This is a genomic window from Paenibacillus sp. EKM10P (assembly GCF_011800655.1).
Classification (GTDB): domain Bacteria; phylum Bacillota; class Bacilli; order Paenibacillales; family Paenibacillaceae; genus Paenibacillus; species Paenibacillus polymyxa.
Genome location: NZ_JAALET010000002.1, coordinates 464775 through 486526, shown reverse-complemented (window position 1 = coordinate 486526; position 21752 = coordinate 464775). Strand labels below are relative to the sequence as shown.

The window sequence follows — 21752 nt, the reverse complement described above, 5'->3', positions numbered from 1 at the left end:
GTTTGCACTGGTAAATGATCAACAATCCAATCCAGCGCGAGGAAGGAGCAGAAATGAAAGCCATGAATCTGAATCACCTGCATCCAATGGGCCCAGCAACCCAGACTTCTCCGGGAATGGACACTAATTTAGTAACGTCTAGATTTCAGTGGCCGGATACTCCTGTAGAATGGGCACGTGCGATCCGAGAAGCTCCCTATCGCTCCTATCTGTATTCTTACCCGCATAAAACGGCCTATCGTTCGTTCGATACACCGCTCCCATTGCAGAAATTGTGGGAGAAAGAAGAGTTAGAAAGCTATTTTTTGTATATGCATATACCGTTTTGCGCAGCTCGCTGTGGATTTTGTAACCTGTTCACTTTGCCGGACAAGCGTCAGGATGTGCATAAGGAGTATGTGGATGCGCTAGAAAGACAAGCTCGGCAATGGGCTCCAATTATGGGGGGTCGGCCTTTTTCGCGTTTTGCGATTGGCGGTGGTACACCGACCTTATTGGAGGCTCCTTTGGTGGAGCGTTTATTTGACATTGCGGAAAATATTATGGGATTGGACCCCAAGCGAGCTTCTATTTCAGTTGAAACCTCTCCAGACACTGTAACTGAGGATAGGCTGGAAGTGCTCAAGCGCCGCGGTACAGATCGTGTCAGCATGGGAATCCAGAGCTTTGTGGAATCAGAAAGTGCCGCCATATACCGACCTCAGAAGCCAAAGCTTGTTAGAGAGGCGCTTGAACGGCTGGTAGAATACAATTTTCCTTTGCTCAACGTGGATCTGATCTATGGCCTGCCTGGTCAAACGGTGGAAACCTGGCTGTATTCTCTGGAGGAAGCTCTGTCTTATTCGCCAGGAGAGATTTTTCTTTACCCGTTATACATTCGTGAAAATACGATTTTAAAGCCTGGCTATACCGGGCTGGATCATGATATTCGCCTTAGCTTGTATGAAGTAGCGCGTGAACGGCTCAAACAGGCAGGATATGTACAATATTCCATGCGCCGTTTTGCTAAAAATGAGGGTACATCCAGCAAAGAGCTTTTGCCCTACAGTTGCCAGGAGGAGGGCATGGCTGGATTGGGGTGCGGAGCACGCTCTTATACACGCGATGTACACTATGCCAGCCGGTATGGTGTCAGTACAGCAGCCACACGTAGTATTATCGCGGATTATGTGGCGGCGGAGCGTCATGATCTGGCTGACTACGGCTTTATTTTAAATGCGGATGAGCGTAAGCGGCGCTTTATCCTGAAGGCACTTCTTCATCGGGAAGGTTTGGAGCTATGTGCCTATGCAGAGCGCTTTGGTGTATCCCTGGAAGACGATTTTACAGGAATGTCGCTGCTGCTGGAATCGGGTATGGCTGTGGTCGAGGAGGGCACGCTTCGACTTACGGAGGAAGGAATGGCCTATTCCGATGCGATTGGAGACTGGATGATCTCCACATCAGTACGCGAGCGTATGGAAGGATATGTAGGCGCATGAGAGCGACCTTATATTATCGTGGTTCGTTGACCTCGTGCAACTATGCTTGCCCTTACTGCCCATTCAGTAAAAACGTCGATAGTCGGGAAACGTTGAACAAGGATCGGGCGCAGTTGGAGCGTTTTGCTGATTGGGTACGGGAGCAGGGGGCTTTAGGGCACCAGCTCTCCATTTTTTTTAATCCGTACGGAGAAGCCTTGATTCATTCCTGGTATCGTAAGGCTATGATTGAGTTTTCTCACATGGCGCATGTGGAAAAAGTGGCCGTACAGACGAACCTTTCGGCTAAGCTGGATTGGACAAAAGAACTAAATCCAGAGACGGCTGCGCTGTGGGCTACATATCATCCTGGAGAAACCAAAGAGCAAGCTTTTATATCGCAGGCTATGAAGCTATATGAACTTGGCATTTCCTATAGTATCGGTACAGTTGGATTGAGACAGGCGTTCCCGGCTATTCGTTCTTTGCGGGCGCAACTTCCAAAAGAAGTGTATATGTGGGTCAACGCCTACAAGGACCGACCCCATTATTATACGGATGCCGAGGTTGCCGAATTAACTGCGATAGATCCCTATTTCCAATGTAATTTAAAGGATTATAGTAGCCAGGGGCGAGCATGTCGCGCGGGAGCAGATGTATTCTACGTCCAAGGTGACGGGCGAGTAAAACACTGCTATCAGGATCGACGTGTGATTGGGCACCTGTACAGAGACGATCTGGAGGGGCTGAGCGCCCAGCGTCCGTGCCGGATGAAAGAATGTGGCTGTTATATCGGTTATATCCATATGGAAGAGCATCCATTTCGAGAAATGTATGGTAGTGGTTTGCTTGAAAGGGTGCCGCGTACAACCATGATGATCCATTAGACAAAAAAGAGAAAAAAAGAGCCGCCCTTGCCATCAGGCAAAGAGCGGTTCTTCTGTTTGGAAATAAGTTTGTACGATTGTCCTATGCAATTTAATTAAGTTTGGACAATAGCAGTAATTTCTTCATCCAGATCCAATCTGACCTGCTCGCGATAGGCACGAATATTGTATTCGGAATGAAGATATCTCAGAATAGCTTCTATCATATTAGCTTCCACCAGATATTGACTGCGTCCCTGGACATGAACTTCGGCTGTATAGCCTGTATCTTCATCCCAGCTTAGCTCCACAACCACATCGGTTGGTTGTACGCCCTTGCGTTCAGCCATATGCAGGCAAATGGCATTGACAATCTCATCCATGCTTAAAATCATAACTTAGTAACGTCCTCCACGAGAATCATCTGGTCTACGGCGATTTTTGATAGCTCGGTAGATACCTACACCAACCATAATCAGAACATAAATAGCTAGAACGTTAACGACCAGACCAAGCAAGCTACCCAATGCACCCATGTTGCCGAACAATCCGCCAAAGAGCATACCAGCCAAGCCGCCCAGCATCATACCTTTGAGGAACCCGCCACCGCCACCAAGGACCCCACCGGTTTTGCTTGTGTTGCCCGTAGTAGCACTAGATTTAGTTCCACTATCAGACTTATTGATGCCGCTGCTGTCATTCGCTTTGCTTGGTGTAGATTGGTATGATTTTGGTCCGGATTTAAATCCGCCACCACGCCTTGCATCAGCTGTAGATGGTGCGATCATAGCAATGAGTAGGGTGAAAGCCATCATCAGCATCATCATATTTTTCAAAGTGAATGTCTTTTTCATGTAAATATAATCCCCCTTAGTAATTTGTGTTATAGGTCAAACAACCGCTTACCCGTAATACGATATAGCATGGAAAAGGGTTTCAAAGAATTTTAAATTTTAAAAAATTAAACGATAACGTACATAAATCCCATACACGGATTGATAAAAACGTTCAGCTTTAGGGTTTAAGTAAAAACGGATTCGTGTCTGCTCTGACATCACCGGCAAGCAGCATGCGCAGCACCATTTGGCACCATTCCAGGCCTGCTCTAGCATTTAAAAGCCCTTTTTGCACTAAAATATAGTCACCGAAATTCTTACTGCCAAAGTGTAAATTTTCTGCGGGAATGTCGTTCAGTATATCCTCTAGATGCTGGATTTTCTGAATAAAATAACGTTTACGTTCTTCCAGCATACGATTGGCGCTCGTTTTGTCCGTCAACCAGAGACAGAATAATCGAAGGCTTAATTCGTCCCGTGTAACCGGAGCAGCTAACGTTTCCAGAGACCATTGCTGAAGCATATGGATTCCCTTGTCGGTAATGGTATACATTTTTTTATCAGGCTTGTCGGATTGCTGAATCCATCGGGAGGCTAGCAGTTCCTTGCTCTCCATACGGGCCAGTAGCGGATAGATCTGACTGTGCTTGGCCTGCCAAAAAGGCTGTATACGCAGCATCAGATCATAGCCGGAGGATTCCTCTCTGGCGAGTAGCCCCAACAGACCATACGATAGTAAATTCATATATCTTATCTCCTTCATCCATCTTAGTGACGGTTGTAACAGCTCTGCGGCAGATCATCTGCGGCTTCATAAAAAGTGTACACTGAAACTGTATGGTTTGACAACTTTCACACTGGTCGTTCACAGGTTAGCCAAAATTAGCTGGGGGCATTCTGTATGTATATGTGCTTTTTTTCATAGAAACAGGGTAGTTTAAGCACGTATGTACGCGCCTGAACTACCCCGGTAACTAGATATAGTGTTTACTGGTTATTCCCATCAACAACAAGTGTTAACGCTCCTGTATCTGGATGTATTACCATGCCATGAACGGGCGTATTCGGAGGGAGAAGGGGATGGTTTTTAATAAGCTTCACTGTAGTCTGTACCCCTTCTTCAATGTTGTCAAAACCTTTTAACCATTTATTCAGCTTAATACCTGAATTCTCCAATGTACTCAGCACTTCCTGCGAAATTCCGCGATCAAGCATTTCATTAACCATGTGATCAGCGTTTAATGCAGCCATACCGCATTCATAATGACCTACAACGAGCACTTCGTCTGCTCCCAGCTCGTATAGAGCGACTAGCACACTGCGCATTACGCTTCCAAAAGGCTGTGAAATAATTGCACCCGCATTTTTGATGATTTTGACATCACCGTTACGCAGGTTCATGGCTTTGGGGAGCAACTCCGTTAGCCGCGTATCCATACAGGTTATGATAACCATTTTTTTATTAGGGAACTTGCCTGTTCTATAGGCCTCGTATTCTTTGTTTTCTACGAAAACACGATTGTACTCTAAAATTTCTTGGATGTGATCCACGATTGTTCCCTCCAGATTCTAATAAAGTTTAATATGTACCGCCCAACGTTTGATCCAGGTATTAGGAGCTGGTCGTACATGTTGTGTGTTGATTATACTTTTTAATATAATTATCATCAAGTATAGGTATCTAAAAATTTTAACCATTTTAAGTTAAAGAGGTGTCTCTAATTATGGAGCAACAAACGTTGGATCAATGGACGGCTTTAAAGGAAATTGCACACAAAATCAGTGGTTACGGCGAAGCAGTCGGCTTGCTGCACTGGGATTTACGGACAGGCGCTCCACGCAAGGGCGTTGACATCCGGTCGGAGACGTTGGGCATGCTGTCCACGGAAATGTTCAAGCTGATGATCTCGGATGAAATGGGGCAGTTGCTACAATTTTTTGCCGCAAAAGACAAGCTGGAGCAACTGGAAGACAATGATCGCAGACTGGTAGAGGAATGTCGCAAAAATTATGACCTGAATCGTTCGGTTCCGGCAGACCGCTACCGGGAGTATAGCATTTTAGCGGCTCAGGCGGAAAGCAAGTGGGAGGAAGCAAAGGAACATAGCGACTTTGCCGGATTCGAACCGTACTTGTCTAAAATCGTAGACATGAAGCGCGAGTTTATCGGTTACTGGGGGGTTAAGGATACAGAGTACGACACACTTTTGGATCAATATGAGCCAGGGATGACGGTTGAAAAGCTGGATGCGGTCTTTGATCGTCTCAAAAAGCGCCTTGTACCCCTATTGTCTAAAATTCAGGCTTCACCCAATCAGCCGGATAAAAGCTTTTTAGACGGTGTATTTGATGTAAAGCAGCAGGAAAAGTTCAGTCTGTTCATTTTAGGTCAGATGGGTTATGACTTTGACGCAGGTCGTTTGGATGAGAGTGTGCATCCCTTTGCGACAGGCTTAAATCCAGGTGATGTGCGTATAACAACACATTATTTGCAAGATGATGTAACCAGTGCTATTTTCAGCTCGCTGCATGAAGGAGGCCATGCACTGTACGAACAAAATATTGCTCCTGAGCTAGCAGGATCACTACTGTCCGGAGGAACCTCTATGGGGATACATGAATCCCAGTCCCGCTTGTGGGAAAATAAAATCGGACGCAGTCGTGCTTTCTGGGATCGGTATTACGATGATCTGCAAAAGCATTTTCCTGATCGTTTGGCGAAGGTCACGGCTGAGCAATTTTACCGGGCAGTCAACCGCGTGGAAAATTCATTGATTCGTATTGAAGCGGATGAGCTGACATATAATTTACATATTATTGTCCGCTATGAAATTGAGAAAATGCTGTTTAATGAAAAGCTGGATGTAAAGCGTCTCCCTGAGGTGTGGAATGCAAAATATAAAGAATACCTGGGACTTCTTCCCTCGAGCGATGGGCTGGGCGTACTTCAAGACGTTCACTGGTCCGGTGGTGACTTTGGCTATTTTGCTTCGTACTCGCTTGGCAATATGTATGCAGCGCAAATTTTGGCGACTCTGCGCAAAGAGCTGCCGAACCTAGATGAGCTGATTGCTGCTGGTGAGCTGGAGCCGATTAAGCAATGGTTGACAGAACGGATTTACCGTTACGGCAAGAGTCGGACGCCGTCTGAGTTGATTGTAGCCATTACAGGTGAGGATCTGAATCCCGATTATCTCGCCGACTATCTGGAAGAGAAATATACATCCATATACAAGCTGTGATTTAGAAGTTGTTATATAATCACACACAAAAACCCCGCGTTCTTAGGCAAATGCGGGGTTTTTGTGTGCGATTAACCATTATATCGACAGCCGCATAACAATATATGAAGTCAACGATGCAAAAAGGTGGGGAGGGAACAAGGATGAAAAACGGCACTCGTTTCAAAGCAGTGGTGGCTGCGGCACTACTCGGATTACTGTTGCTCAGTGGGTGTGCCCCCAAAGGGGAGCAAACGATTGAGATCAGACTTGGCGAGGTAGCCCGTACGGTCTTTTATGCGCCGCAGTATGTAGCCTTGAGCCAGGGGATGTTTGCTCAGGAGGGACTGGATGTTCAGCTGGCTACGATCCCTGGGGGAGACAAGGCGATGACGGCGTTGTTGTCCAATCAGGCGGATATCGCGCTGATCGGCGCAGAAACATCTATTTATGTGTATCAGCAAGGAGCAGAGGACCCTATCATTAATTTCGCCCAGCTGACACAGAAGGACGGAACCTTTTTGTTTGCTCGGCAAACGCAGGATAGCTTTGACTGGGAAAAGCTGAAACAACAAAATTTTCTGGGACAACGCAAGGGCGGAATGCCACAAATGTCACTTGAATTTACGCTTCGCAAACACGGCATTGATCCTCATAAGGATCTGAAGCTGATTCAAAATATTGATTTTGCCAATGTCGCCTCTGCTTTTGGCTCAGGTACAGGGGATTACGTACAGCTGTTTGAGCCACAGGCATCTATTTTTGAAAAGGAAGGTCGGGGGAGGGTGGTTGCCTCCATCGGCGTAGAGAGTGGCGAGTTGCCATATACGGTATATATGGCGAAGCAAAGCTATCTAAGCACCAATAGCGAGGCCGCTCAGAAATTTACAAATGCCATATATCGGGCACAACAGTGGATTGCTGCGCATTCACCTGAACAGATCGCCGAAGCAATTACGCCTTATTTTAAAGATACAGAATTAGCTGTTTTGACGAGTAGCATCAAGCGCTACAAGGAACAGAGTACCTATGCTATGAACCCGATGATTGAGGAAAAGGAATGGAAGAATTTACAGGATGTCATGGCCTCGGCAGGTGAGCTGAAAAGCCCTGTTGCACTAGATAAGCTGGTCAACTCAAGCTTTGCAAAACAGGCGATCTCCTCCAACTCTATCGGGAATACTGAGACAGATGTGAAAAAGAGCGCAACTGCTACGGATACAGCTGTCGATGCTGGAGGTTCACCATGATGGAGGAACAGAGTGGTCTCACTGCGGATGTGACGATCCCGATGGTGAGAATGGAGCAAGTGACCCATGTGTATGTAACAGATCGGGAAGCTTCACTTGCGGTTGAGAATATCGATTTTTCCGTAAATACAGGGGAGTTTGTCAGTTTAGTCGGTCCAAGCGGCTGTGGCAAAACGACGATTCTGTCTATGATCGCCGGGCTGCTGCGTCCAGCGGCAGGTCAAGTTATGCTGCAAGGTCAGCCGGTAAGTGGCCCGAGCCCTGAGGTCGGTTACATGTTGCAGCAGGATTATCTCTTCCCGTGGCGGACGATCATGGATAACGCATTGTTAGGTCTGGAACTAAGCAACAGAGTAGATGAAGCTGCGCGTGAGCGTACACGGTTATTGCTGGAAGGCATGGGTCTGGGAGGAAAGGAGCATTTGCATCCATCCCAGTTGTCTGGAGGAATGCGCCAGCGTGTGGCGCTGGTACGGACGCTGGCGACTAATCCGGGACTGCTGCTGCTGGATGAACCGTTCTCCGCGCTGGATTATCAAACCAAGCTACAGCTGGAGGACCTTGTTGTGCAAACCTTGCGGGAGCGAGAGAAAACGGCGATTTTAGTCACGCACGATTTGGCCGAGGCGATTGCAGTCAGCGACCGGGTTATAGTGATGGGGCGAAATCCTGGTCATATTCGGCGTACCTTTGAAATTCCGGATTCCATCCGGGAAGCCCAGCCTTTTTATGCACGCGAGCAGCCGGGCTTTAATGAGCTTTTTCATGAAATATGGGGGGAACTGGAGGCTTCGGGAGCAAAGGAGTGAGTTAACGTATGAAGAACGAAGCTGATCAGCTTGAGCAACGATGGATTCAAGGACTGCATCAGACGTATTTGCGTAACAGGCGTTTGCAAAAGTGGTTAGTAACAGGTGTGCAGACAGCTATTTTGCTGCTTTTATTTGTATTGTGGGAAATTGCAGGTCGTTTGAAGTGGATTGATGTACTGTTGTTTAGCTACCCTAGCAAAATTCTCACACAGATTGGCAAGGATGCGGTCAGCGGTGAATTATGGGGGCATGTAGGTGTCACTGTTGGAGAAACAATGGCAGGTTTTTTGCTTGGCACACTGCTCGGTACACTGCTGGCGGTACTTATTTGGTGGTCGCCGTTTTTGTCGAGGGTGCTTGACCCGTATATGGTCGTGTTTAACAGTATGCCCAAGGTAGCGCTGGGCCCGATTTTTATCGTCATGTTTGGGGCAGGTTTTACCGCGATTCTGATGACGACCCTCTCCATTACGGTTATCATTACGACACTAGTGGTGTACAACAGCTTTCAGGAAGTCGATTCGAATTTGATCAAAGTGGTTCGCACGTTTGGAGGTTCACGCCGTGATACGTTTCAAAAGGTAATTTTGCCCGCATCCTTTCCCGCAATTGTCTCTACGCTAAAAGTGAATGTCGGCATGGCGTGGGTTGGCGTGATTGTGGGTGAATTTTTGGTGGCTAAAAACGGCTTAGGCTATTTGATTATTTATGGTTTTCAGGTATTCAATTTCACGCTGGTCATGTCCAGTTTGTTGATCATTGCTGTCGTAGCTACACTGATGTATCAGGCAGTCGTGTATGTGGAGCACCGCCTGCTTTCGGGCCGCCCTCATCGGTAATTATTAAATTTCTGAATATTTGTGTAAAACGTGAAAATAAAGTACCATGAAAATGAAATACTTAATATTTATGAAAATGAGAAAACAGATTTCATCTAGAGGGGACAGAATTTTTTCATGGGCTTTCGTACGATTAAAACGGCTATTGCCGCATTAATGGCCGTACTTATTGCGGAGGGAGTAGGCATTCACGGAGCCACCTCGGCAGGGCTTTTAGCAATTTTGGGGGTGGATGTCACACGCAAGAGAAGTCTCCGTACCATTTCGGCTAGATTTTTTGCATCCGTCGTGGGACTTCTTTTTGCTTGTGTTTTGTTTGTGGTATTCGGATTCCATGATTGGGTACTTGCATTATATATTTTAACGGCGTTTCCGGTCATTGTACGGGTAGGCTTTAAGGAAGGCATTGTCACGGGTTCAGTCGTAGTTTTCCGAGTATTCAGCGGCGGTGTGATTGATATGGAGGTGCTGCTGACCCAGCTGGCTCTGCTGGTGATTGGACTGGGTTCTGCGATGGTTGTCAATTTAGCTTATATGCCGCGTTCTGATAATACAATGCAACAAATCCGGCAGGAGGTAGATCGGACATTTTCTGTTATTTTCAGAAATATGGCCAACACGCTGCGTAGTCCGGCATACATATGGGATGGCAAGGAAGTTATTGAAGCGGACAGCGTGATCACCAAAGGGGTCACTGAGGCAGGTCGTTCATTGGAAAATCAAATGCTTCGTCCCCAAGAGGGCTGGAATGTGTATTTTTATATGCGCAAAGAACAGCTGGATTCGATTCAAAACATGATGCAGTTGATCGCACAAATGTATCAGCATATGCCGCAGGCCAAGCTTTTGGCCGAGCTGTTCGACCAGCTTAGCAACGACGTTTTGGCTGGACATTATACGGGGCAGACTGAGAAGCTGTTAGAGCAGGTTCGTGAAGAATTTAAAGCGATGGAGCTTCCTGCCACACGGGAGGAATTCGAGATCCGTTCGGCATTATTGCAGCTTACACATGAGCTTCATCAGTATTTGAAAATCGCTAAAAAGGACAAGGCCCCTACTCCAGTGAAAAATTAGAGTAAGGACCTGAGCGGCTACTATCCATGACGGACAGTAGCCTTTTCTTGATCGGTAATGGCAGAACCTGGGTGAGTGAAAGTTCGTTTATGCCGAATTCGATCTGTGATCCATAAGACAGCGGTGATCAGGCAAGGGTAAAGCATAGCCCACCCAACAAAGGGGAAAACAACTGCCGTGGAGATGAAGGAAATCCAACTAATGGAAACTCCCCAACGACTTCCGCGTAGAAGCTTTATTCCTGCTGCACAACCCCCTAGATAGGTCAGAATGAAGGTAGCGTTCGGGAATTGGATCAGGTTGGTGAGTGAAACAGCACCACTACCGTACAACACCATAATGATCACGAAGCAGGCACTAAGAAAAGCAATGCCTCCGATGGGGGTATGAAAACGTTGGGATAACATGCCCATCCAGCGAAAGGCCTGTCCTTGCCGGGATAAAGCATAAGCGACTCGTGAAGCGGCACCCACGTAAGCAATAATAGTAGCGGTACAAATAAAGATACCCGTCAAGCCCGCAATGATCGCACCCCATGGACCGATAGCCCGACTAATCACCCATACGAGCGAAGCATCCGAATCCCCTGCAAGGTAACTTTGTGTGCCCACTGTAGCAAGCGCAGTAAGGAAATAAAGCAAACCAACAATGACAGCTGCAATGGTCACACCTTTAACGGCAGACCGCTCGGGATTGGTAAATTCCTCTGACATATGAGACACGGCCTCCCAGCCGATAAAGCACCAGAACAGAATCGCAGCTGCTTGGCCGACAGAAAGCCAGCCATGTGGAACAAACGGCGTAAAGTGAACAGTTTTCATCTGAGGGAGTGCTGCGGCAATAGCGAATATCAGGACGGCAACGATGGCTATAACGACGGCAATCTGAATACGTCCGGCAACCTTCATACCGATCCAGTTGATAGTCAGGCCCACCGCCAGCATAGCAGCGGCCAACAGTATGCGACTTTCCTCTCCCCAGCCCATAGCTGTGGTCATATAGCCGGCTCCGGTAAGTGCGGCAACAGGCGCCCCAATTGGAACCGACATGAGAAAAAACCACCCGATATAAGCACCGGCACGTGGGGAAAAGGCCAACGTCACAAAATGCGATACCCCTCCCGCATTTGGAAATTTCGCAGATAGAAGCCCCATGGAAAGCGCCATTGGCAGAATGAGCAGGGTCATGAATCCCCATGCCAGCAACGATGCTGGACCCGCCATTTGGGCGGCAAGGCCAGGCACAATCAATACCCCCGAACCCAGCACAGCTCCGATATAGAGCGCAATGGCCTGTGGAAGACCAATAGTGGATTGAAGTTTATTTTCATTCGTCATGCAGAAAAGCCTTCTTTCTCTTGTTATTTTCTCCAGCTTATCAGATAATCAATCTATCGGAAAAACGGAATATTACGATTGCTTGCATCGGAAAAATCGATTGAAGGAGCGGATTATGGAATCGCGGCATTTGTTTACCTTTTTAAATGTGGTGGAGGCAGGCAGTTTTACGCGAGCAGCGCGTATACTGGATTATGCGCAGTCAAGTATTACTGCTCAAATTCAAACACTGGAGACGGAATTGGGTACGCCGCTGTTTGATCGCATTGGCAAGAAAATCATGCTGACCGATGCCGGGCGACGCCTGCTGCCCTATGCGCAGGAAATTTCCAAGATGCATGCTATGGCTAAGGATGCGCTTCGTTCAGAAACAGAATTAACAGGGACGCTAAAAATAGGAGCACCAGAGTCTCTGGCTGCTTTTCGTTTGCCGAGTTTGATCCGTGAGTACAGAGAGCGGTACCCAAAGGTCAAAATTGTACTTAAGCCCGGCGAATGCTGGGAATTACGTGATTTGATCCGTTCCGGTGAACTGGATTTGGCTTTTTTGCTTCAACCTGAGACGGAGGATAGAGAACTGAATATCACCACGCTTATTCATGAGCCGATGGCGCTGGTTGCGCCACTGAAGCATTCACTGGTTGCCTGTACACAGGTAGAGCCTGCCGACTTGAAGGACGAAACCATTTTGCATACGGAGGCTGGATGTACGTACCGAATCCTTTTTGAGCAGTATTTGAACAAACACGGTATTTTTGCAGACCCTAGTCTGGAATTTTGGAGCATTGAAGCCATCAAGCAATGTGTCATGGCTGGACTGGGTATTGCGTTGCTTCCACTAGTTACGGTACAAAATGAGTTGCGAGAAGGGAAAATGGCACGTCTAGCCTGGGATGACAGTGAACAGCAGGTGGCTACTCAGGTCGCTTATCACACGAAAAAGTGGAAATCGCCAGCTCTGAGCGAATTTTTACAGATCGTTGAGCAGCATGTAACACATTGGCGTGCATGAGTTCAAGCCATGGCGGCATATGCTTATACAAATAATATTTTTTCCTTTTCGCCTATTCACTCAACATTCGCCCACAACCTGCATACATATGTATGGAATGATTGATTGTATGGAGGAGGTTCAAGAATGGCATTAAGTCATAAAAATCGTAGAGAGATTATTACCAAAGCGATCTGTGGTAAAGGTCGCAGATTCTCTACCGTAACCCATACCGTAACTCCGCCGAATAATCCGACCAGTATTTTGGGAGCATGGATTATCAACCACCAGTATGAAGCTGTGGCGGCTGGAGACGGCATTGAGGTCATCGGGACGTATGATATCAATATTTGGTACTCATACGATAAAAACTCGCAGACCGATGTGGCTAAGGAAACGGTATCGTACGTAGAAAATGTGCCGCTCTCGTATCTTGATCCGAAGCACCGGGCGTCTACAGTGGAAGTATCCGCCGAAGCTACACAGGAGCCAAGTTGCGTTGAGGCCAGTGTGTCTTCTGGAGGTGGCAGCGTAATGATCCGGGTCGAGCGGGAATTTGCGGTGGAGCTGGTGGCGGAAACGAAGATTGTTGTAGAAGTATTCCCGTATGGCAGCAGTGACGATTTTGACAAGGACTTTGATTTTGGAGCGGAAGAGGGGGACTATGAGGAGCTCGACCCCGACCTCATTGACGACGAGCTCTGACAGGAGTGACCAAAAAGAGGGCCACTTTACTCTTTGCGCCGGCTGATATTGCGCAGGGGGCAAAGGCCCTCCTTTTTTGTCGTTTTGGATCGTTGAAGTCCGTACGTAGAACGAAGGGGGAGTATGATGCGGCAACCGGGACAGGCGCTCAAACGCTTCAGAGAGATGACGGATGATGAAAAAATGCGCAGACTGGAGCGTTCAGGTATATCGGTTCGTTGGCTGGATGAGAGTACAGCAGATTTTACGATCGGCTACGCGGTGCAAATCCATCAACTGCGGGGACTGGAAATCCGTAGACGTGCCCTCGAAGGTTCTACCAAAGTTAGCACATGTGATTTGTCTGAACTAGATTCTCGATCCCCGCTCTATGTCCGGATGGAGCGGCTGGCTGTACGTGCGTTGTATACACTCGGTTTGGACAGTGGTGAGGTAGTGCTGACGCCGCTGGGAGAGCGCAATTGTCAGGTTCGCCAAGTCTTGGCACAGCCCTGGCTGAACGATAGACGTTTGGCCACGCTATACGAAGTTGCTGCTCGTGAAGAGGATGCTCCGGGAGAGGAATTTTCAGCGAAACGGGGGAGCGCGCGACTATTAATCGGAATGGACCCCGAATTTGTGCTGGTTCGTATGCCAGAGGGGAGGGTTGTTCCGGCTTCTAGATTTTTGGGTCGACTAGGCATAGCTGGCTGCGATGCCGTTACCCGCCGAGGGCGAACGCTGTATCCGGTCGCTGAGCTTCGTCCTGCCCCGAGCGAAGATCCGGCTCGTCTGCTGAGGCATCTGCGCCAAGCTTTTGCAACAGCAGCTCGGCGTATTGACGACCGCACGCTTATCTGGCAGGCGGGCGGAATGCCGCAGCCAGGTTTTCCCTTGGGCGGACACCTGCATTTCAGCGGTGTTCCGCTAAATGGTGCCCTACTTAGGGCACTAGATAACTATTTGGCGTTGCCTCTGGCGCTGCTAGAAGATAAGCGCTCAGCTCGGCGCAGACCGCATTATGGCATTTTGGGCGATTTTCGCCGTCAGTCTTACGGAGGCTTTGAATATCGTACACTGCCTAGTTTTCTAATCTCGCCACAGCTGGCGAAAGGTGTGATTGGGATGGCGTTTCTGATCGCTTCCCAATATTCACGTTTGCAGCGTAGGCCTTTGGGAGAAGAAGAGGCTCACAGAGCTTTTTATGAAGGAAACCAGGTTGTACTTAGAGAGTATATGGAGCCAGTTATTTTAGATATGGTTTCACTAGAGATCTATTCTCAATATGAAACTTATATAGCGCCGCTGCTGGATAGCCTTCGCCAAGGAAAACAATGGGATGAAACACGGGATTTGCGCCCGTACTGGAAGCTTTCGTAAAATCAGGTGTCAACACCCGAGAGGGTTTCATGTTATCGACTGTCATTTTTGATATAATGAAAGATAATTATAAGATTAACGGAACAAAGTGTGGGGGTTAGGTAACGGTATGTCTAAATATACACCGATGATCGAGCAATATTTATCTATAAAAGAGCAGGCTAAAGATGCATTTTTGTTTTTCCGCCTAGGGGATTTTTACGAGATGTTTTTTGATGATGCGATTCTTGCATCCAAGGAGCTGGAAATTACACTGACTGGTCGTGAGGGTGGCGTCGCGGAGAAAATTCCAATGTGCGGCGTGCCTTATCATTCAGCAGAAAATTACATACAACGCCTTATTGAGAAGGGTTATAAGGTGGCTATCTGTGAGCAAATGGAGGAAGCCTCAGCTACGAAGGGAATGGTGCGGCGGGATATCGTCCGTGTTGTGACCCCGGGTACGGTCATGGAGGGCAAAGTGCTGGGTGATAAATCCAACAACTACATGGTATGTGTCACAGAGACGGACGGGATGCTGGCGCTGGCGGCATGCGACTTGTCGACAGGTGAACTCTATGTGACTTCCGTACCTGATTCGAAAGAATGGCTATTAGATGAAATTAACATTTATGAGCCGTCCGAAATGTTGGGGGATGGTCATTTGCTCGATTTCGTGACCTCTCGTATGTCCCCTGTTGGACGGCGTGTTGTGTATACGGCCTGGGACAAATCCAAAGATGATCTGGTACGGGATCAATTCGGTGAAGCCACATGGGCAAGGCTTACGGAGGAACGCAGACGTTGCGTATCGCGCCTGATTGCCTACTTAAATGAAACGCAAAAAAGATCGTTAGGTCAACTGACCCAAATCTCGGTTTATGAGCCCAATCATTTTATGATTCTGGATCCATTTACCCGCCGGAATCTGGAACTGGTGGAGACGGTGCGTGAACGCTCCAAGAAAGGCTCGCTGCTGTGGCTGTTGGATCGAACAGAGACATCCATGGGCGCACGTTTGTTGCGTCGCTGGATCGACAAGCCGTTATTGAGCAGCAATTTAATTGAGGAACGGTTAGAAGCGGTAGACAAGCTATATCACCAGTTTATTTTCCGCGAGGATGTACGTGCTCAGCTTAAAGAGATTTACGACCTGGAGCGTTTGGTAGGACGGATCGCTTTTGGTAGTGCTAATGCACGAGATTTGATCGCTCTCAAGCTGTCTCTGGCTCAAATTCCGTCTTTACGCGAGCTGTGCTCTGAATCTCCATCGAATACGCTGAGACGGATTGCACAAACATTGGACAGCTGTACAGACCTGTGTACGCTAATTGAGGAAGCAGTTGCCGATGAACCCCCGATTTCCGTAAGAGATGGAGGGCTTATAAAGGAAGGTTACCATCAGCGTCTGGACGAACTGCGTGAAGCGAGTGTGAACGGTAAGCGTTGGATCGCTGAGCTGGAAGCCAAGGAACGTGTAGCAACCGGCATTCGGTCGCTCAAAATCGGATACAACAAAGTGTTTGGTTATTACATCGAGGTGACCAAATCCAATTTGGCTTCATTACCGGAAGGTCGATATGAACGCAAACAGACGTTGGCGAATGCAGAACGGTATATCACACCGGAATTGAAGGAAAAGGAATCGCTGATTCTGGAAGCTGAGGATAAAATGGTGGATCTGGAGTACACGCTTTTCTCCGAGCTTCGCGGTAAACTGAACGCTGAAATTCCCCGTTTGCAAAAGCTGGCAGAGCAAGTTGCTGAAATCGACGTGTATCAGTCGCTGGCAACGGTTAGCGCGGAACGTGGATTCGTGAAACCTGAGCTGACAACAGGATATGATTTTGTAGTGGAACAGGGACGGCACCCGGTTGTGGAGGCCGTAATGAAAGATGGTGGCTTTATCGCCAACAACACAGTGTTGGAAGAAGCCGATGCGCATATTCTACTCATCACCGGTCCGAATATGGCTGGGAAAAGTACGTATATGCGTCAGGTTGCCCTCATTGCGATTATGGCTCAAATTGGCTGCTTTGTCCCGGCTGCACGTGCTAAAGTGCCGATGCTGGATCGCATTTTCACACGGATCGGTGCTGCGGATGATCTCATCGGCGGGCAGAGTACGTTTATGGTCGAAATGGCGGATATTCAAGTCATGACGGACAAGGCAACTCCGCGAAGCTTGATTATTATTGATGAACTGGGACGAGGGACGTCCACCAGCGAAGGGATGGCAATTGCACAAGCGGTCATCGAATTTGTGCATGATACGATTGGTTGTAAGGCGCTGGTATCTACGCATTTCCATGAGCTGGCCCATTTGGAGCAAGGTCTGTCTTCGCTGCGAAATTACTCCATGGCTGTGCAGGAAAGCGGCGATAAGGTGAATTTCCTGCGCAAGCTCATACCAGGCGCGGCGAGTAGTAGCTATGGTATTTATTGTGCCCGGCTTGCAGGTTTGCCTAATAACATTATTGAGCGAGCGAATGGTCTGCTATATGGTTTTGAACAGGCGGCAGCTCAAGTAACGGCGGGCACGGAGGCAGTAGGGGGAGCGAAGGAAGGGACTGATCTTCGTACAGCGTCAGGGACAGAAGAGATTTCTCCAATGTCCGCAAAATATGTAGGCCAGACATTGTCAGCGAACGGAGATACAGCACCACAAGTCCAGTCTGGATCACAGCAAGCCACCCTGGTAAAAGAAGATACATTACAGATTGTGGAAGATTCAGGTGAGTTGGAGCGATCAGCTTCTGACGTGGTACAGCTGTCCATTTTCGGAGAGCAGGATCTTGCTCCCTCCAAGCCACACCCAGAGACGGTAGAAGCTAATCCGATCGTGCGCCAAATTTTGCGGAAAGTGAAAAATGCTGATGTCATGAACATGACACCCTTACAGGCAATGCAATTGTTAAATGAATTAAAAAATAAAGCCAATGGTCTGTAATTAAAAATATTAGGCATTATTATTTTGCTTATTTTTCATCACACTTTGAAGTCAGGAGGAGGTTAAAAGGATGTCTAAAATTCGAGTGCTAGATGAGCATATTGCGAACCAGATTGCTGCCGGTGAGGTCGTGGAACGTCCAGCCTCCGTCGTGAAGGAACTGGTGGAAAATGCGATTGATGCGGGCGGTACACGAGTAGACGTATGGGTAGAAGAGGGCGGCCTGCAAAGTATTCGGGTGACGGATAATGGCAGTGGGATAGAGCCTGAAGACGTGGAAACGGCATTTTATCGGCACGCGACAAGCAAAATCGGACATGGCCGCGACCTATTCCAAATCACAAGCCTCGGCTTCCGGGGAGAGGCATTGCCCAGTATAGCGGCTGTATCGAAAGTAGAGCTGCTCACAGCAGCAGGAGATGACGGCCGTGCCCGTAAACTGGTGATTGAGGGCGGTAAACTGGTACTTCACGAGGATGCTGCTGGTAGGCAGGGGACGGATTTTACCGTACGCGATCTGTTTTATAATACACCTGCACGGCTAAAATATATGAAAACAATCCAGACGGAGTTGGGGCACATTTCGGATGTATTGTACCGAATGGCGCTTTCGCACCCGGAAGTGGCCTTCACATTGCGGCATAATGGCAATACATTGCTGCAAACGCTGGGAAATGGCGATTTGCTCCAAGTGATAGCTGCTATTTACGGAACTTCTGCGGCAAAATCAATGCTGATGGTGGAAGGAGAGAGCCTTGATTACCGAATTAGCGGCTATGTTAGTCGCCCGGAGTGGACCAGATCGAATCGAAATGCAATTTCGACAGTAGTGAATGGACGATTTGTGCGAAGCTATGGGCTCAATCAGGCACTGCTCAAGGCGTATCATACTTTGTTGCCGATCAATCGTTATCCGCTGGCTGTGATCCAACTGGACATGCATCCTTCTTTGGTGGATGTTAACGTCCATCCAGCCAAGCTGGAGGTGAGGTTCAGTAAAGAAGCTGAACTGTTTCAGTTGGTTGAAGATTCGGTAAAAGCTGTTTTAGGGCAGCAAGTGCTGATTCCGAAGGCAGTTAAACGCGAAATTGGCGGTAAGGATAGTGGCTCGTTTGTGCAGGAGCAGTTTCATTTCTCGAAAGGAAATGGTGCAGAAGTAGATGCTTCTTCGGATAATGGTCATAATCGAACGCTACCTCTTTCTATGGCTTCGCCGCAGGTCCAGGAATCGACACAATCCAATCACATGACCAGTAATGAAGAGAAGAAGAAGATTAGCCAGGAGCGTGAGCAACATCCGAGTAGGGAGAGGAGCCATTTAGTCAATGGACAGGCAAACACTCTCGCTCGTCAACGTATCAGTGACGACGAACTGGATGCAGATTTTGTGGAAGAAAACAACGGGAGTGATGATAGAGGAGGCGTGTCGCTTTCTGATGGGACGACTACACGGATATCCACAGGAGATCATGCCGAAACAGATGTCTCTTCCTCGTACAGCGAAGGGATACAGGAAACGGCTGCTTCTGCTGCTTACCGTTCTTCTGTTTCACCCCTTGCAGACAACACTACTAAATCCACGGATCAGAAGCCGCACCAGGAACGTCTGAATACAGATCAATTAGCAGCGTTGTCGGGGGCAGCTCCTGAGGTGCCTACTTTTCCTGAGCTGAATTTAATCGGTCAGCACCATGGAACCTATCTGATTGCACAGAACGACCAGGGCTTGTATTTAATTGATCAGCATGCCGCCCATGAACGGGTCAATTACGAATTTTATTACGAAAAATTTGGCAATCCTGAATCAGTATCACAGGAGTTGTTACTGCCAATTACATTGGAATTTACACCTTCCGAAACGGAAAAATTGAAAACAAGGTTGCATTGGTTTGAACAGGCGGGGGTGTATTTGGAACATTTTGGCGGGCAAACCTTCCGTGTCAGCTCATATCCGTACTGGCTCCCCAAAGGAGAAGAAGCGGATGTCATTGAGGAAATGGCTGGATGGGTGCTGGAGGAAAAAGCCATTGATCTAGCTAAACTGCGGGAGGCAGCCTCAATCATGTGCTCCTGCCGGGCTTCGATTAAAGCAAATCAGAAGCTGACTGACCGACAGGCTGTCGTGCTGTTAGAGCGTTTGGCAGCCTGCAAACAACCCTATACCTGCCCCCATGGGCGCCCCATCGTTGTTTCCTTTTCCACATATGATTTGGAGAAGCTGTTTAAAAGAGTAATGTAAGGGAGTATAAATATGTTGCAGGATTGGGAAAAACGTGAAGAAGAAAAGCAGATGATGCTTCGTGAGAAACAAGCTGAATTACTGGTCACGACAGGAGATTCTCCCTCGGACGAGGTTGTGGAGCGCGCGAAGCTGCTTGCAGCCGAGCTTGGGGTGCTGTACGCCCCACGTCGTGGCATATCCGTAGCTAAGCTAATCGCTGCTCACAGAGTCCGTCAGGCTCTGGTGCTGGTGCAGGGCGGGGTGAGGCTGATTAGTCCGGAACAACCACCGATGGTTTTTCATCCAAGCATGGGATTCATTCGAGCCAAAAGGGTATTAAAGGGCGAGGCTGATCCGATGTTGACGGCTGCCCGACTTACCCCGGGTGATACCGTGCTGGATTGCACGGCCGGGCTAGGTACGGATTCACTTTTATTTTCCATTGGAACGGGAAGTTCTGGACAAGTCACAGCTGTGGAGAGTTCCTTCCCTGTCTATGCATTAATCAAGGATGGGATGAGACATTACCGTTCCGGTAATGCTGCAGTAGATAGAGCCTTTTCCGACATTGACGTTCGTTTTGGTCATCATCTGGACTATTTGCGTAGCTTGCCGAACCGCAGTGTAGATATTATTTATTTTGACCCGATGTTCCGTGATCCGTTGCTTGATTCCAGTGCAATCGGTCCACTGAGAGGATTGGCCAATCCAGATGCATTGAATGAAGAAAGTATTGCTCATGCGAAAAGGGTTGCACGAAAAACAATTGTATTGAAAGAAAAAAGGGGTAGCGGAGAGTTTGCCCGCCTCGGCTTCCGTGTGGAGCAACGGGGCACAACGAAAACAGTGTACGGAGTGATTGATATTGACAGTGGCATCTAAGCCTAAACTACTTGTTCTTGTTGGCCCGACTGCGGTTGGCAAGACGAAACTAAGCATCGAAATGGCTCGACAATTTGACGCGGAAATTATTTCCGGGGATTCCATGCAGGTATACCGTCATATGGACATTGGAACTGCCAAAATTTCCGAACAGGAAATGAAAGGAATCAAGCACCATTTAATCGATATTCATGAGCCTGAATACCCATATTCAGTAGCCCAATTTCAGGAAGACTGTCGTCGTCTCATACCTGATATTCAATCTAGAGGAAAGCTACCTTTCATCGTAGGCGGAACGGGTTTGTATGTAGAATCGGTTTGCTATGAATACCAGTTTTCTGAGGTAGGGGCAGATGAAGCTTTTCGTCAGGAACAGCTTGACTATGCCGATCAGTATGGAGCCGACGCGCTTCATGCGCGACTACAGGCAGTTGATCCCGAAAGCGCACTTCGTCTGCACCCAAATGATCGTCGTCGAGTCGTGAGAGCGCTGGAAATTTACCATGTTAGCGGAACAACACTTAGCTCTCAACTTGCCAGTCAAAAAAAGGAATCTCCCTATCAACTCTGCATCGTAGGTTTGACAATGGATAGGCAAATGCTATATAAACGTATTGAAGACCGAATTGACGGGATGCTCGATCAAGGGCTTGTTGCTGAGGTAACCTCCTTAATGGAACGGGGAGTGCGAAGCGATGCCATCTCCATGCAAGGTCTAGGCTATAAAGAGATATCCTCCTACCTGCGGGGAGAGGTGTCTTTGGAGGAGGCGGTGACTTGGCTAAAACGGGATACGCGTCATTTTGCGAAGCGACAGCTCTCGTGGTTTCGCCATATGAAGGATATCCAGTGGGTAGATGTCACTGATTTCGAAAATTTTTCTGCTCATGCAGCCCGAATACACGAAATTATAGCAGGAAAGTTCCGGACAGACCTTGAATATACTTCAAAACAATCCAAATGATTATTG

At 48.0% G+C, this 21752-nt stretch carries 19 protein-coding genes; 14 read left to right on the top strand and 5 right to left on the bottom strand.

Annotated features, from left to right (window positions below; genetic code table 11):
- Positions 1-53 precede the first annotated feature (53 nt).
- Positions 54-1481 (top strand): STM4012 family radical SAM protein, encoded by a 1428-nt coding sequence (locus HFE01_RS07605; RefSeq protein ID WP_107733470.1) that lies wholly within the window; start codon positions 54-56, stop codon positions 1479-1481.
- Positions 1478-2347, top strand: a complete 870-nt coding sequence (locus tag HFE01_RS07600; RefSeq protein ID WP_107733471.1) for an STM4011 family radical SAM protein — start codon at positions 1478-1480, stop codon at positions 2345-2347. The genes HFE01_RS07605 and HFE01_RS07600 overlap by 4 nt, the downstream gene beginning before the upstream one ends.
- 95 nt (positions 2348-2442) lie before the next feature.
- On the opposite strand, the gene HFE01_RS07595 is transcribed toward HFE01_RS07600, so the two are convergent.
- From HFE01_RS07595 to HFE01_RS07580, 4 genes are all read right to left on the bottom strand, one after another.
- Complete coding sequence (locus HFE01_RS07595) at positions 2443-2721, bottom strand: YxcD family protein (protein WP_017427605.1); 279 nt, start codon at positions 2719-2721, stop codon at positions 2443-2445.
- Positions 2722-2724: 3 nt separating this feature from the next.
- Positions 2725-3180, bottom strand: a complete 456-nt coding sequence (locus tag HFE01_RS07590; protein WP_107733472.1) for a hypothetical protein — start codon at positions 3178-3180, stop codon at positions 2725-2727.
- Positions 3181-3340: 160 nt separating this feature from the next.
- Positions 3341-3907: a PadR family transcriptional regulator gene (locus tag HFE01_RS07585; protein WP_167437966.1), complete on the bottom strand. Its 567-nt coding sequence runs from the start codon at positions 3905-3907 to the stop codon at positions 3341-3343.
- Between the two features lie 242 nt (positions 3908-4149).
- Entirely contained in the window at positions 4150-4713 is a 564-nt protein-coding gene (locus HFE01_RS07580; RefSeq protein ID WP_016822107.1) for a beta-class carbonic anhydrase, read from the bottom strand.
- A 173-nt stretch (positions 4714-4886) separates the two neighbouring features.
- Here HFE01_RS07580 and HFE01_RS07575 point away from each other — a divergent pair, with 173 nt between their 5' ends.
- From HFE01_RS07575 to HFE01_RS07555, 5 genes are all read left to right on the top strand, one after another.
- Positions 4887-6404, top strand: coding sequence for a carboxypeptidase M32 (locus tag HFE01_RS07575; protein ID WP_107733473.1), 1518 nt, complete (start codon positions 4887-4889; stop codon positions 6402-6404).
- 143 nt (positions 6405-6547) lie between these two features.
- Positions 6548-7633, top strand: coding sequence for an ABC transporter substrate-binding protein (locus HFE01_RS07570; RefSeq protein ID WP_107733474.1), 1086 nt, complete (start codon positions 6548-6550; stop codon positions 7631-7633).
- Positions 7630-8442, top strand: coding sequence for an ABC transporter ATP-binding protein (locus tag HFE01_RS07565; protein ID WP_016822104.1), 813 nt, complete (start codon positions 7630-7632; stop codon positions 8440-8442). The genes HFE01_RS07570 and HFE01_RS07565 overlap by 4 nt, the downstream gene beginning before the upstream one ends.
- Positions 8443-8450: 8 nt before the next feature.
- Complete coding sequence (locus HFE01_RS07560) at positions 8451-9284, top strand: ABC transporter permease (protein WP_016822103.1); 834 nt, start codon at positions 8451-8453, stop codon at positions 9282-9284.
- Between the two features lie 117 nt (positions 9285-9401).
- Positions 9402-10358 (top strand): aromatic acid exporter family protein, encoded by a 957-nt coding sequence (locus HFE01_RS07555; protein ID WP_013371555.1) that lies wholly within the window; start codon positions 9402-9404, stop codon positions 10356-10358.
- Between the two features lie 20 nt (positions 10359-10378).
- On the opposite strand, the gene HFE01_RS07550 is transcribed toward HFE01_RS07555, so the two are convergent.
- A complete protein-coding gene (locus HFE01_RS07550; RefSeq protein ID WP_025365076.1) occupies positions 10379-11695 on the bottom strand; it encodes an amino acid permease in 1317 nt (438 codons plus the stop codon).
- A 115-nt stretch (positions 11696-11810) separates the two neighbouring features.
- Between HFE01_RS07550 and HFE01_RS07545 the strand changes: the two genes are divergently transcribed.
- The 7 genes from HFE01_RS07545 (at position 11811) to miaA (ending at position 21746) form a co-directional block, all read left to right on the top strand.
- Positions 11811-12707 (top strand): LysR family transcriptional regulator, encoded by an 897-nt coding sequence (locus HFE01_RS07545; protein WP_025365075.1) that lies wholly within the window; start codon positions 11811-11813, stop codon positions 12705-12707.
- A gap of 126 nt (positions 12708-12833) precedes the next feature.
- Complete coding sequence (locus tag HFE01_RS07540; RefSeq protein WP_013371552.1) at positions 12834-13391, top strand: outer spore coat protein CotE; 558 nt, start codon at positions 12834-12836, stop codon at positions 13389-13391.
- 123 nt (positions 13392-13514) lie between these two features.
- A complete protein-coding gene (locus tag HFE01_RS07535) occupies positions 13515-14750 on the top strand; it encodes a putative amidoligase domain-containing protein (RefSeq protein ID WP_107733475.1) in 1236 nt (411 codons plus the stop codon).
- Positions 14751-14859: 109 nt separating this feature from the next.
- Complete coding sequence (gene mutS, locus HFE01_RS07530; protein WP_167437967.1) at positions 14860-17679, top strand: DNA mismatch repair protein MutS; 2820 nt, start codon at positions 14860-14862, stop codon at positions 17677-17679.
- Positions 17680-17749: 70 nt separating this feature from the next.
- Positions 17750-19918: a DNA mismatch repair endonuclease MutL gene (mutL, locus tag HFE01_RS07525; protein ID WP_167437968.1), complete on the top strand. Its 2169-nt coding sequence runs from the start codon at positions 17750-17752 to the stop codon at positions 19916-19918.
- A 12-nt stretch (positions 19919-19930) separates the two neighbouring features.
- Positions 19931-20782 carry a class I SAM-dependent methyltransferase gene (locus tag HFE01_RS07520; RefSeq protein ID WP_019687796.1) on the top strand — a complete coding sequence of 284 codons (852 nt, stop codon included), beginning with the start codon at positions 19931-19933 and terminating at the stop codon, positions 20780-20782.
- Positions 20766-21746, top strand: coding sequence for a tRNA (adenosine(37)-N6)-dimethylallyltransferase MiaA (gene miaA, locus HFE01_RS07515; RefSeq protein WP_016822097.1), 981 nt, complete (start codon positions 20766-20768; stop codon positions 21744-21746). Before HFE01_RS07520 ends, miaA begins: the two co-directional genes overlap by 17 nt.
- The last annotated feature ends 6 nt before the right edge of the window (positions 21747-21752 follow it).

Coding starts and splice junctions, on each gene's coding strand:
- HFE01_RS07600 (WP_107733471.1), top strand. CDS start 1,478: ATGAGAGCGACCTTATATTATCGTGGTTCGTTGACCTCGTGCAACTAT.
- HFE01_RS07560 (WP_016822103.1), top strand. CDS start 8,451: ATGAAGAACGAAGCTGATCAGCTTGAGCAACGATGGATTCAAGGACTG.
- mutS (WP_167437967.1), top strand. CDS start 14,860: ATGTCTAAATATACACCGATGATCGAGCAATATTTATCTATAAAAGAG.
- HFE01_RS07545 (WP_025365075.1), top strand. CDS start 11,811: ATGGAATCGCGGCATTTGTTTACCTTTTTAAATGTGGTGGAGGCAGGC.
- HFE01_RS07585 (WP_167437966.1), bottom strand. CDS start 3,907: ATGAATTTACTATCGTATGGTCTGTTGGGGCTACTCGCCAGAGAGGAA.
- HFE01_RS07540 (WP_013371552.1), top strand. CDS start 12,834: ATGGCATTAAGTCATAAAAATCGTAGAGAGATTATTACCAAAGCGATC.
- mutL (WP_167437968.1), top strand. CDS start 17,750: ATGTCTAAAATTCGAGTGCTAGATGAGCATATTGCGAACCAGATTGCT.
- HFE01_RS07605 (WP_107733470.1), top strand. CDS start 54: ATGAAAGCCATGAATCTGAATCACCTGCATCCAATGGGCCCAGCAACC.
- HFE01_RS07590 (WP_107733472.1), bottom strand. CDS start 3,180: ATGAAAAAGACATTCACTTTGAAAAATATGATGATGCTGATGATGGCT.
- HFE01_RS07575 (WP_107733473.1), top strand. CDS start 4,887: ATGGAGCAACAAACGTTGGATCAATGGACGGCTTTAAAGGAAATTGCA.
- HFE01_RS07595 (WP_017427605.1), bottom strand. CDS start 2,721: ATGATTTTAAGCATGGATGAGATTGTCAATGCCATTTGCCTGCATATG.
- HFE01_RS07570 (WP_107733474.1), top strand. CDS start 6,548: ATGAAAAACGGCACTCGTTTCAAAGCAGTGGTGGCTGCGGCACTACTC.
- HFE01_RS07565 (WP_016822104.1), top strand. CDS start 7,630: ATGATGGAGGAACAGAGTGGTCTCACTGCGGATGTGACGATCCCGATG.
- HFE01_RS07535 (WP_107733475.1), top strand. CDS start 13,515: ATGATGCGGCAACCGGGACAGGCGCTCAAACGCTTCAGAGAGATGACG.
- HFE01_RS07555 (WP_013371555.1), top strand. CDS start 9,402: ATGGGCTTTCGTACGATTAAAACGGCTATTGCCGCATTAATGGCCGTA.
- HFE01_RS07550 (WP_025365076.1), bottom strand. CDS start 11,695: ATGACGAATGAAAATAAACTTCAATCCACTATTGGTCTTCCACAGGCC.
- HFE01_RS07520 (WP_019687796.1), top strand. CDS start 19,931: ATGTTGCAGGATTGGGAAAAACGTGAAGAAGAAAAGCAGATGATGCTT.